The 11,867-nt window shown below is 36.0% G+C and carries 10 protein-coding genes; all 10 read right to left on the bottom strand.

What is annotated here, in order from left to right; all coding sequences use genetic code 11:
* Nucleotides 1-27: 27 nt before the first annotated feature.
* The gene (amaB, locus tag BST91_RS11040) at nucleotides 28-1,581 is read right to left on the bottom strand and encodes an L-piperidine-6-carboxylate dehydrogenase (protein ID WP_060523543.1); all 1,554 of its coding nucleotides are present in this window, start codon (nucleotides 1,579-1,581) and stop codon (nucleotides 28-30) included.
* An 11-nt stretch (nucleotides 1,582-1,592) separates the two neighbouring features.
* The gene (locus tag BST91_RS11035; RefSeq protein WP_042276887.1) at nucleotides 1,593-2,588 is read right to left on the bottom strand and encodes an NAD(P)H-dependent glycerol-3-phosphate dehydrogenase; all 996 of its coding nucleotides are present in this window, start codon (nucleotides 2,586-2,588) and stop codon (nucleotides 1,593-1,595) included.
* Between the two features lie 124 nt (nucleotides 2,589-2,712).
* Nucleotides 2,713-3,474, bottom strand: a complete 762-nt coding sequence (locus BST91_RS11030; protein ID WP_085775403.1) for a tetratricopeptide repeat protein — start codon at nucleotides 3,472-3,474, stop codon at nucleotides 2,713-2,715.
* Nucleotides 3,475-3,478: 4 nt separating this feature from the next.
* A complete protein-coding gene (locus BST91_RS11025; protein WP_085775402.1) occupies nucleotides 3,479-5,224 on the bottom strand; it encodes a BatD family protein in 1,746 nt (581 codons plus the stop codon).
* A 3-nt stretch (nucleotides 5,225-5,227) separates the two neighbouring features.
* Nucleotides 5,228-6,085, bottom strand: a complete 858-nt coding sequence (locus BST91_RS11020; RefSeq protein ID WP_085775401.1) for a tetratricopeptide repeat protein — start codon at nucleotides 6,083-6,085, stop codon at nucleotides 5,228-5,230.
* A complete protein-coding gene (locus tag BST91_RS11015) occupies nucleotides 6,078-7,109 on the bottom strand; it encodes a VWA domain-containing protein (protein ID WP_085775400.1) in 1,032 nt (343 codons plus the stop codon). Before BST91_RS11015 ends, BST91_RS11020 begins: the two co-directional genes overlap by 8 nt.
* Before the next feature lie 5 nt (nucleotides 7,110-7,114).
* A complete protein-coding gene (locus tag BST91_RS11010) occupies nucleotides 7,115-8,125 on the bottom strand; it encodes a vWA domain-containing protein (protein ID WP_042276897.1) in 1,011 nt (336 codons plus the stop codon).
* A 3-nt stretch (nucleotides 8,126-8,128) separates the two neighbouring features.
* On the bottom strand, nucleotides 8,129-9,766 hold the full coding sequence (locus BST91_RS11005) for a hypothetical protein (protein ID WP_244895626.1): 1,638 nt from the start codon (nucleotides 9,764-9,766) through the stop codon (nucleotides 8,129-8,131).
* A complete protein-coding gene (locus BST91_RS11000) occupies nucleotides 9,766-10,629 on the bottom strand; it encodes a DUF58 domain-containing protein (RefSeq protein ID WP_085775398.1) in 864 nt (287 codons plus the stop codon). Before BST91_RS11000 ends, BST91_RS11005 begins: the two co-directional genes overlap by 1 nt.
* Nucleotides 10,630-10,700: 71 nt before the next feature.
* Nucleotides 10,701-11,705: an AAA family ATPase gene (locus BST91_RS10995; protein WP_042276902.1), complete on the bottom strand. Its 1,005-nt coding sequence runs from the start codon at nucleotides 11,703-11,705 to the stop codon at nucleotides 10,701-10,703.
* Nucleotides 11,706-11,867 lie beyond the last annotated feature (162 nt).

The following is an 11,867-nucleotide window of genomic DNA, read 5'->3' as shown; positions in this document are numbered from 1 at the left end:
CTGCTTTTAAGTTTCTAATACTTTTACTTATAGATCAAATTTTATCCCTTGCGCAAGAGGCAACTCAGTAGTGTAATTGATAGTATTAGTTTGACGACGCATGTAAACTTTCCAAGCATCTGATCCAGATTCACGTCCGCCACCGGTGTCTTTTTCACCACCAAAAGCACCACCTATTTCTGCACCGCTTGTACCGATGTTTACATTTGCTATACCACAATCAGAACCTGCGTGTGAAAGGAAGCGTTCTGCCTCTCTTAAATTATTAGTCATAATGGCACTAGAAAGACCTTGTGCAACATCATTTTGTAGCTCAATAGCGTTTTCTACTTCGCCAGAATATTTAAGTAAGTAAAGTACTGGGGCAAAAGTCTCATGTTGTACAATTTCCATGTTGTTAGATGCCTCTGCAATCGCAGGTTTCACATAACAGCCGCTTTCATATCCAGCACCTGTAAGTACTCCACCTTCTACTAGAATATTTCCACCTTGTGCAACAACATCTTCAAGAGCCTTGTTATAATTAGCAACAGCATCTGTATCAATTAATGGGCCTACATGGTTATTCTCATCTAATGGGTTACCTATTTTAAGTTGTTGATACGCATCTACTATGGCATTTTTAACAGTGTCATACATAGATTCATGAACAATTAATCTTCTTGTAGAAGTACAACGTTGACCAGCGGTTCCTACAGCACCAAAAACAGCGCCTATCACAGTCATTTTAACGTCTGCATCTGGTGTTACGATTATGGCATTGTTACCACCTAATTCTAACAATGATTTACCTAAACGTTCACCTACCGTTGCAGCTACTATTCTTCCCATGCGAGTAGAACCAGTGGCACTTACTAATGGCACTCGTTTATCTGTTGTCATAAACTCACCTACTTTGTAATCACCGTTAATTAAACATGAGATTCCTTCAGGTAGATTGTTGTCTTTTAAAACTTTGGCAATGATATTTTGACAAGCTACCCCACATAAAGGAGTTTTCTCACTAGGTTTCCACACACATACATCACCACAAATCCATGCAAGCGCTGTATTCCATGCCCATACGGCAACAGGGAAATTGAAGGCACTTATAATTCCTACAATTCCTAAAGGATGGTATTGCTCATACATGCGGTGTCCTGGACGTTCACTATGCATGGTTAATCCATGTAATTGTCTAGAAAGACCAACAGCAAAATCACAGATATCAATCATTTCTTGAACTTCACCCAATCCTTCTTGGTAAGATTTTCCCATTTCATAGGAAACCAGTTTACCTAAAGGTTCTTTAAGACGTCTAAGTTCTTCACCGAATTGACGTACTATTTCACCTCTTTGTGGTGCAGGAATAACTCTCCACTCTTTATACGCTATTTGGGCAGCACTCATTACTTCTTCATAAGCATCTTTTGTAGTGACAGAGACCTCACCTATAACGGCACCATCAACTGGTGAATAGGATGTGATAAACTCACTACCTTTGATTGATTTTGAACCTGTAGAAGTCCCTTCATTTTTCTTATTGAGACCTAGAGCTTCTAGAGCGGTATTGATACCAAATTCTTTGGCTATTTCAGACATGTTTTTTGATTTTAGTCTAGCTTATCAGCTAGTTTTTTAAATACTTTCTTTGGGTTTTTATTGTCGTATAAAATGCTGTAAACAGCATTTAAAATAGGAGTACGAGCTCCTTTATCTTCGTTTATTTTGTACGCGCTTTTTGTTGCGTAGTAACCTTCGGCAATCATGCTCATTTCTAATTGCGCGCTGCGCACTGTATATCCTTTTCCTAGCATGTTACCAAACAATCGATTTCGTGAAAAAACTGAATAACCTGTTACTAGTAAGTCTCCTAAGTAAGCGCTATCGTTAATGTTACGTTTCATTTTGTGTACTTTTTTAATGAATCGTTTCATTTCACGTATAGCATTACTCATAAGTACACTTTGAAAATTATCACCATATCCCAGACCATGAGCTATTCCAGCAGCAATAGCATAAATATTTTTAAGCATGGCGGCATATTCAGTCCCTATGATATCATCACTTATTTTACAGTTGATGTAATCACTATTAAGGCAAGTAGCTAGATGTTGCGCTTTTTCTTCATCTGCACATGCGATTGTAAGGTAGGACAACCGTTCTAGGGCAACTTCTTCGGCATGGCAAGGTCCCGTAATAACACCAATGTTTTCAAAAGGAATGTTGTAATGATCATGAAAATGTTCTCCAACAATAAGCCCTGTTTCGGGTACTATTCCTTTGATAGCACTAAAAATAATTTTGTTTTCCAATGAAACCTCTAGAGATTCCAACTCGCTGTACACAAAAGCACTAGGAATCGCAAATATGCAAATATCTGCAGCGCTCACGATTTCATTTATATCGCTAGACAAGTGCAATTGATTGTTTTTAAACTCAACTGAGCTTAAGTAATTAGGATTGTGGTCATTACGTTTAATATGTTCAATGGCATATTCACTGCGCATGTACCAATGGATAGTTTCTAGGTTCTCCGACAGCATTTTCACAATAGCCGTTGCCCAACTTCCACCACCTATTACTGCAATATTTTTTGATAATGTCATTCTACTTTTTTGGGGTATATGCAAATATAAGCAACTCAACAACAGACATACTTACACAAGTATTTTAGTTGTTATGCGTGCATGATAAAACTTTATGTTCTAGATCAGATTGAAGAAAGATTTCTTAAAGCTTTTTCAAATCCTCTAATGGCATCCAGGCCTTACTACCATTTGCGAGTTTTATGTGCGCCCAATCATTGAATTCTTCAAGGACCTCAACCTTAGTTCCTTCATGAATAACAAAGCTGGTACCAGCGCTATTTTTAGGTTCATTGCGAGTAGTGAATTCTTCTATGTAAACAATGGCAAATTGCTTTTTATCTAAATATTCACTACTGTAAAAGGCTGCAGCAGCAGTGGATAAAAACAAAATACCAGTAAGAATGAAAAGAATAAAAAACAATCTTTTTTTACTTGTAGTTCCTGCGTAAATATAAAGTACTATGAATAGTATGGTAAATAAGGCAGCAATGACACTAAAATAAGCCCATTCATCGACAGATAACGATTTTATAGTATCCTGTAAACTTCCAGATAAATTGTCTTGTGGTAAGGATTCTATAGCGTCTATTTTCATACGATTGGCAAATGCTAGATTGCTCTTAATATCTTCGTTTTCAGGGTCTAGTTCTAGGGCTTTCTCGTAATTATAAATAGCTGGACCTACCTGATTTAATTTGTAATGAGCATTAGCTAGATTAAAATAAACATCGGCACTGTGTAGACCTGTATTTAATACTTGCTCATAACCTGCAATTGCTATTTCATAATTTTCGTTAGTATATGCTTGATTCGCTTTCGCGAAAGCGGAATAAGCAGCCTCTTCTTGACTGAAAATAGGCCAAGTTAATAGAAATGTAGCTAGAAAAATTAAGGTTGTTCTCATAAAACTAGCTTTTTAATTGTTTGTCTATCAAATTAAGAACCTGACTAGCTTTTTCATAATCTTCTCTCATGCTAGCAGGAGTTGACGGCGTGTATCGTGCAAATTCACAGCTTTCTAGTAGTTTAATAAACTCTTGTTTTGTTTGAACGGTAGCACCGCGGTCTAATAAGAGTTGTCCTACATTGTTTTTAGTCATTTCACTTGTTGAAATACTAAGTTTAGATTTGAGATAATTGTGTAGGGATTTTTCTAGAGCGACATAGAATTCTTCGTGATTACCTAAATTTTTACGAGCAGTGCTCAAGTATTTTTTACTCAATTTATTGGCGTTTCTCAATCGATTACCTACTACATCGGCAGCTCTAGATTCTTTACGTTTTTTCACTATTAAGAATAAAGGTAAAAGAAGGAAAATACCACCTAAGGTTATCCAGTATTTTGTTGAGCCAAAAAACTGTTCCTCGTTTTGTGATGTTAATTCGGTGTCCGTTTTAATGAAAACAAACTGGTTGTTTTGAGTAATGACGTTTTTGTTTTCTGTGGTTGCTATAGGAGCAGCAACATCACCTTCTACTTGTAATAAAATTTCACCACTATTTAAACTTACATAGGACTCCTTTTTAGGATCAAAATAACTAAATTCAACAGGTGGAATAACATATTTACCGCCGTATTGAGGAACTATGGTGTATTTGTCCTTAATATTTCCTCGCATTCCGGTAATTGAGGTACGTACGTTATTAATGCGTTCTGGTTCGTAAACTTCAAGACTCTTAGGTGCTTTAAGTTCTGGTAAATCCATTAATTTAAGATTTCCTACTCCACCTACTTGAACACTAGCAGTCATGCTTTCACCTGCTTCAATTTGTACTTGATCAGTTTCTACTTGAAATTCAAATTGACCTACCGCTCCATTGAAGTTTGCTGGTCTACCATCTAGTGGAAGATCTTTAACATCAATAGTACGTTTACCAGCACTGACTGTAATTTGTTCGGTGGTCATATATGGTCTACCTGTAAAACTACGTTGACCGGTAGGAACTACCACATCTACTTCTAAAGTAAGCGGTTCTATAATTAATTTACCTGTTTTTTGAGGATAGAGAATAGCTTCTCTTAATACTTTGTAGCGATAAGGCTTTCCTTTATAAGTTCCTTCTTTAACTAGGCTATTACGATTGTCGATATTATCACTCCAAAAGTCTGCGTATTTAGGTGAGTTAACCTCGCGCCAGTCATTTACTCCAGATGTGTTTGAAACATAAAGTTTATATACGACCCTAATAGCTTCATTGAGATAAGGATTTGCGTTTGAAATCTCGGCAACGAGATGTACGGTCTCATCTGCTCGTGGCGAGGTGTCATTAATGTTTTTAGGTTTATTTACAGCACCAGTTACATTTATCTCTACTGTTTGAGTAGAGTATGTTTTACCCTCGTAATTCATGGTAGCTGGTTTAATATACTGTTTTCCTGTTTTATTAGGTTTTAATATATAGGTAAACGATTTTGTCATGGATCCTTTCCCATTAATCCATTGTTGTGAAAAAGATTGACTAGGTCCACCTACTACTTGAAATCCTACAAAGTTTGGCGGTGTAAAATCATTACCATTTACATTCATTTTAAATTCAACACGCATGCGCTCATTGAGTGCGATACGTTCACGACTTACGCTCGTAGTAAACTCTACTTGTGCGTGTGCCCATGCTGCTATAAAAACTAATATGTAAAACCACGTGCTTTTCATTACTTACCAGTCTTTTTCTGATTTCTTAACGGTTCCTTTGGCCTTTTTACCGTTTACTTTCTTTTGAATTTTCTTTTCCTCGTTATTCATCGCCTCGAGCAACTGTTTAATTTGTTGCCTTGTCATTTTTCCTTGCTGGCGTTGAGGTGCTTGTCCTTTTTGTTCTTCTGGTGAATCTTTACCGTTTTCACCTTCGCTATTTTTTCCTTGGTCATCATTCTTTTGATCACCATCATTTTTATCTTGATCTCCTTCTTTTTCGTTTTGATCTCCTTTATTATCACCATCAGACTTTTCGTCTTGATCACCTTCCTTATTCTTATCTTGTTCTTGCTCCTTTTCTTGCTGTTGGTTTTGATCATTCTCGTCATTGCCGCCGCCACCGCCGCCACCTTGTTTCTCTTTTTCTTGCTTTGCAAGAGCTAGGTTATAACGAGTTTCATCGTCGGTAGGGTCGTTACGTAATGCGTTCTTATAGGCTTCAATAGCTTTATCGTAATCTTTGTTCTCTAATAAAGTGTTTCCTATATTGTGAAAAATTTTATGCTTCATTTCTTTAGAAGTAGCAGCATCTGCAGCCTTTCTAAAATAGGAGTTTGCCTCAATTTTTTTCTCGTTGTTGTAATACAGATTACCCAAATTGTAAGCTACTTGCGCATTATCTGGGTTTAATGATAGGGCTTTTTTGTATTCCGCTTCCGCGAAAGCGAAATCACCATCACTAGCAGCATCTTGAGCATCTTTTATGGCTTGCTGTTCTGCGTAATTTATGGCTGGTTCTTGTTCGTTTTGAGCCGCAGTGTAGAATGATATTAGCATGAATATCAAAACATAGGTGATATGTATACTATTATTATTCATTAAATAAATTAAGTTTTTTAATCCATCCTGTTTTTCTTTCTAAATAGAATACATCCAGTACGACAAAGAATAGGCCAAAGGCTAGAAACCATTGGAATTGTGATTCAAAATCGGCATATTGTTGTGAATCAAAAGCTACTTTGTCCAAGGTGTCTAACTCTGCCTTTAGTTTTTCAATCACTTCATTAGTTAAGGTGCCATCGATATAAACACCATTACCAGCCTCTGCTATTTCTTGAAGCGTTGTCGCATTTAATTTGGTGATAACAGTTTTACCGTTTTGATCTTTTTTAAAGGATTTTACAATACCATTTTCTCGTATAGGAATGTTACTACCTTTTTGAGTTCCTACACCTATTGTTATTATGTGTAAGCCTTTTTCTGCAGCAGCCTCTGCTAGGTCAACAGAATCACCTTCATGATCCTCACCATCACTTATGATAACTAATACTTTTGCAGCTTCACTATCATCCCCATAGTATCCTAGTGCTAGTTCTATTGCTTCATTAATTGCTGTTCCTTGACTGGATACTAGATCAGTACTTAATCCTTGTAAAAATAGTTTGGCACTACCGTAGTCAGTAGTTATGGGTAACTGAGGCACGGCACTACCTGCATAGGCAATCAATCCTATACGGTCACTTGCAAGATTATTAATAATTTGTGTGACAAGTTGTTGAGATTTTTCCAATCGATTAGGCGCAATATCTTCTGCTAGCATGGATTTTGAAATATCTACGGCAAATACGATATCTACTCCTTCTCGGTTAACAGTTTCTAGTTTTGTTCCCGCTTTTAAATTAACTAATGAAAAGGCTATAAAGCCAAGCCCAAAACTTATGGTAATTACCTTAAGAAGTGGTTTAAACCACGACTTGTTGGGCATAAGGTGTGGTAATTGATGTTTTTGGGCGTACTTTTTTTGTGCTCTCAATCGCCACAAGCTTACGGCTATATAAAACACTAATAACAATGGAATTGCTACTAATAACCAAAAATATATTTTCTCTTCAAGTACGTACATATTTACTAGGCTACAGATTTAAATAGCGTGTGTTTTAATAATTGTTCTATCGCAAGCAAACAAAAGGCGATTAATGCAAATGCTCTAAATTTTTCTTGCACACTATAAAATTCAAATTGCTCTATTTCAGTTTTTTCAAGTTGATCGATTTCATTATAAATTTCTTTTAACTTTTCATCATCAGTTGCTCTAAAATAGCGTCCACCGGTGGACGCGGCTATATTTTTTAAAAGCTCTTCATCGATTTCTACAGGTAACATTCTAAATTGAAATTCCCCATTAGGATACCTGCTGTATGGTGAAAGAGCATTTCCATTTGTACCTATTCCAATGGTGTATACCTTAATTCCAAATTCTACGGCAAGTTCTCCGGCTATTTTTGGATCAATTACTCCGCTGTTATTCACACCATCGGTCATGAGTATGATTACTTTACTTTCTGCCTCACTTTCTTTAAGTCTATTAACTGCTGTTCCTAATCCCATTCCAATTGCAGTACCATTTTCTAGCACTTCGTCAAATTCGATACCTTTAACCGCATTGAGCGAGACCTTTTGATCGGTAGTAATAGGTGTTTTAGTATAACTTTCTCCTGCGTATACTACAATACCTATACGGTCATTTGGCCTGCCTTGTATAAAGTTTGTAGCAACCTCCTTAGTTGCTTGTAACCGATCTGGTTTAAAATCTCTTGCCAGCATACTAGCACTCACATCAATGGCAAGAACTATATCTATACCACTGGTTTTTTTTGTTCTAGTAGTAACATCGGTTGTTTGAGGTCTTGCTAGGGCTATAATTAATAAAGCGATAGCTAATAATCTAAGTAAATAAAGTATAGGCTTTAATTTACCTAAAAGTGATTCTTTAAACTTAAAACCAGCTGTACTAGAAATATAAACCTCTGCTTGTTGTTTTCTATGTGTAAAAAAATAGAATACCGCTAGCGGAACTAATAACAATAACAACCAGAAAAACTCTGGATTTAAAAACTTTATGTTTTCAAAGTTCCACATCTTTTACTTGTCTTTATTATTAGATTGTTGAATGGATGAAGCTATGGTCAAACTTTCTATAACCCTTTCTTTAAGCTGTTGTCCATATTGTCTTTCTTCTAATTCTTCATCGTCCATGATAATATAAACCATACACTCAACTACACCAGGTCCTGTAGCATAAAATCTAGTTTCGTAATCGTATTTATTTCCTCCACGTTCAAAACTTCCTGTGATACTTATACCTTGTATGTTATTGGTAGTGATTTCACTGTCAAAGTTTAGGATGTTTGATGCTCCTGTTTCTTCTAATTGTTTAAGGAAAATATCTATAAACTCTTGAGGATTAATTTCTTGTTTACCTTGCGTAGCACTTGCTGGTATTTGGTATGTTTTTACATAAACTCCTGCAAGATCTTTATCGTCTTTCCATTCAAAGACCTGCTCATTGATTTCTGTAGCAGTACTTTCTTCCTCACTGTTTAAGGTTGATTGTCTAACTAGTATTTCTGGTGTATCAAGTTGAATGCTTGGTAAACCATACTCTGCCGTATACCATTCTTGCTCATTATAACTGCGCAGTTTATTTCCAAAGACACTATCCTTTACATTGTCCCAACCTGAAAGGTAAGTCCATATCCCAATACCGCTACAATTGACTAGTAGACTAATTGCAGTAACTAGCAATCCTTTTTTAAGGGCTTTTTTTCTAGCTTGTTTTCTTTGATATTCTGCGCTTAGCATGAGCTCTTCCTCACTAGGTGGTGGCAACACTTGATGAATGTTGTATATGATATCGTGTGCATAACCACGATCTTCTTTGGCACTTATAGAGTCACTTGAGGCGCCAGCAAACTTGATTAAATCAGCTTTTTGAAGCAATGATTCTAGTCGGTTTTCCGAATTCTGAGTGATGTGCATGCCCTTTTCATTCATCACAACCTTGAGCTCGGTAAGCAATTGCTGTGTGGTGCTTTCCATCGTACGACCATAAACCTTTGAATCTATATATCTTCTTATGATGTATGTGATTTCAGAATAGTAGCTTTTCCAATCTCTGTTTTCTAGCCAATTGTTGTTTTCTAGTTGTTTAAGACGATATATAGCCCATTCATATGGAGCTAGTGTATCCTCATAGCTTTTCTTTTCACGCTTTCGCGAAAGCAAATAAATAATAACTCCAATAGGTAATAAAAGAAGTAGCCACCACAACCAGGACCAATCTGTTCTTGTAACAGTTTCAATATTAAGTGTGTCCTTAATAGGGAACATTTTTTGTTTAGTAGTATCTACTTCAACTTCTCTTACACTTACAAGAAGTGAATCAGTTAGGACTTGCTTATCATCGTTTATAAGGACTTTTAATTGTGGTATCCAGTAGTCGCCGCTGTCCCATTGTGTTACTCCGTACTTCTTAAAAAGCTGAAATTTATCATCAGCAATAACACTATCTACTGGATATGATTCTAAAACCTCTAAAGCTCCATAGGCAGGTTGCTCTGGAAAGATTACTAAATCACTTTTTTGAGCCGTAATGCCAATTTCTAGAACTACTTCTTCTCCAACTTTAATAAGGTCACGATCTACTTTTGTAGATACTTCTGGTTGTTGAGCTATCGCCCAAGCAGAAACAATAAAAAAGAGGTACAGTACGTATTTCATTATCTTGCTTTAAAGTAACCTAATAATTTTTTTGAATAATCTTCTCTAGTTTCTAGATCAATAGCTCCGGCATCAGACCTAGTGAAAGCATTTTTAAAATAAGCTGCTTTTTCTATATGATGAGCGGCATACTCACGGCGAGTTTTGCTAGAGTTTGTATTAATGAACAAATTTTTTCCTGTTTCTAGATCTTTAAATTGGACCAGGCCTATTTTAGGCAGCTCTTGTTCATGCTTATCGTAAATTCTTACTCCAGTAACATCATGCTTGCGTCCAATTATTTGTAAGGTTTTCATATAATCATCACTCATAAAATCAGACAAAACAAAAACAATGGCTTTCTTTTTAAGAACACCAGCCATATATTTTAAAGCCCCAGAAACATCAGTCTTTTTGTGTTCTGGTTTAAATTCCAATAATTCTCTTATAATTCTAAGAATGTGTGACTTTCCTTTTTTTGGTGGCACAAATAATTCTACTTGATCCGAAAAAAGTAATAACCCTACTTTGTCATTGTTTTGTAAAGCACTGAAGGCTAATGTTGCACACAGTTCTGTTATAATCTCCTTTTTAATTTGATTTTGAGTTCCAAACAAAGTTGAAGAACTTACATCTACCACTAGCATTAACGTAAGTTCACGTTCTTCTTCAAAAACCTTAATATAAGGCTCGTTATATCTAGCGGTTACGTTCCAATCTATATTACGAACATCATCACCAAATTGATATTGACGCACCTCGCTAAAGGTCATTCCTCTTCCTTTAAAAGCACTATGATACTCACCACCAAATACAGCGTCGCTCAATCGACGTGTTTTGATTTCAATTTTTCGTACTTTCTTTAAAAGCTCCTGAGTATTCATGAAGTTACGTTGCCTGTGGAACACAGGGATTTGTTACTAATTATAGATTTATTAAAAGGATTATTTAGATGCTACGGTACCTCTATGGTATTTACAATTTTATTTATGATGTCAACACTTGAAAAGTTTTCTGCCTCTGCTTCATAAGTGATACCAATTCTATGTCTTAAAACATCAAGAACGACGGCTCTCACGTCTTCAGGAATTACGTAACCACGACGTTTTATAAACGCGTAACATTTTGCCGCCTTGGCTAGATTGATAGATCCACGAGGTGAAGCACCAAAACTAATAAGAGGTTTTAACTCCTCTAGTTTATATTTCTCTGGATATCTAGTAGCAAAAATGATATCTAGGATATACTTTTCTATTTTTTCGTCCATGTAAACCAATTCTACAGCATCTTGCGCCTTTAGGATTTGGTCGGTAGTGATGACTGCATTAGGAACTGGAAAATCCTTTTTAAGATTTGCACGCATGATGTGTTGTTCATCATTTAACGTGGGATAATCAATAACTGTTTTTAACATGAAACGGTCCATTTGAGCTTCAGGTAGTGGATAAGTACCTTCTTGATCAACTGGATTTTGAGTAGCCATAACCAAGAAAGGTTTTTCTAGACTAAAAGTAGTTTCTCCAATGGTTACTTGCTTCTCTTGCATGGCTTCTAAAAGGGCACTTTGAACCTTGGCAGGAGCACGATTGATCTCATCTGCAAGGACAAAATTTGCAAATACAGGACCTTTTTTAATACTAAAATCAGCGTCTTTCATGTTGTAGATTAAAGTTCCTACAACATCGGCTGGTAATAAATCTGGAGTAAACTGTATTCGAGAAAAGCTAGCACTTACGGCTTTTGACAAGGTGTTAATGGCTAGAGTTTTGGCTAGACCAGGCACACCTTCTAGTAAAATGTGACCGCGTCCTAATAAACCTATGAGCAAACGATCAATCATATACTGTTGACCGACTATCACTTTATTCATCTCGCTTACAAGAAGATCAATGAACTGACTTTCTTGTTGCACTTTTTCATTTATGCTTGCTATGTCTATCGTACTATTATTTTGTTCCATGTCTGGATGATTAATTCGAATAGCTAATTAAAAAATGGTTTAACTATTGTAAGTTGTCTTTGTACGCTAAAATAACAAACAGAATAAGGACTACTCTAGGTTTAAAAATATTTTATGTTAATCAATGTGAAATTAGAATTGCGGTTGTAGAAAATAAAAAAA

It is taken from the genome of Nonlabens tegetincola, assembly GCF_002117085.1.
Lineage (GTDB): Bacteria > Bacteroidota > Bacteroidia > Flavobacteriales > Flavobacteriaceae > Nonlabens > Nonlabens tegetincola.
The sequence above is the reverse complement of the archived record's forward strand: the minus strand, read 5'-3'. Positions and strand labels throughout refer to the sequence as shown.

Excerpts from the sequence above, each read along its gene's own strand:
- BST91_RS11020 (WP_085775401.1), bottom strand. The coding sequence starts at position 6,085 with ATGAATAATAATAGTATACATATCACCTATGTTTTGATATTCATGCTA.
- BST91_RS11015 (WP_085775400.1), bottom strand. The coding sequence starts at position 7,109 with ATGTACGTACTTGAAGAGAAAATATATTTTTGGTTATTAGTAGCAATT.
- BST91_RS11030 (WP_085775403.1), bottom strand. The coding sequence starts at position 3,474 with ATGAGAACAACCTTAATTTTTCTAGCTACATTTCTATTAACTTGGCCT.
- BST91_RS11035 (WP_042276887.1), bottom strand. The coding sequence starts at position 2,588 with ATGACATTATCAAAAAATATTGCAGTAATAGGTGGTGGAAGTTGGGCA.
- BST91_RS11005 (WP_244895626.1), bottom strand. The coding sequence starts at position 9,766 with ATGAAATACGTACTGTACCTCTTTTTTATTGTTTCTGCTTGGGCGATA.
- BST91_RS10995 (WP_042276902.1), bottom strand. The coding sequence starts at position 11,705 with ATGGAACAAAATAATAGTACGATAGACATAGCAAGCATAAATGAAAAA.
- BST91_RS11025 (WP_085775402.1), bottom strand. The coding sequence starts at position 5,224 with ATGAAAAGCACGTGGTTTTACATATTAGTTTTTATAGCAGCATGGGCA.
- amaB (WP_060523543.1), bottom strand. The coding sequence starts at position 1,581 with ATGTCTGAAATAGCCAAAGAATTTGGTATCAATACCGCTCTAGAAGCT.
- BST91_RS11010 (WP_042276897.1), bottom strand. The coding sequence starts at position 8,125 with ATGTGGAACTTTGAAAACATAAAGTTTTTAAATCCAGAGTTTTTCTGG.
- BST91_RS11000 (WP_085775398.1), bottom strand. The coding sequence starts at position 10,629 with ATGAATACTCAGGAGCTTTTAAAGAAAGTACGAAAAATTGAAATCAAA.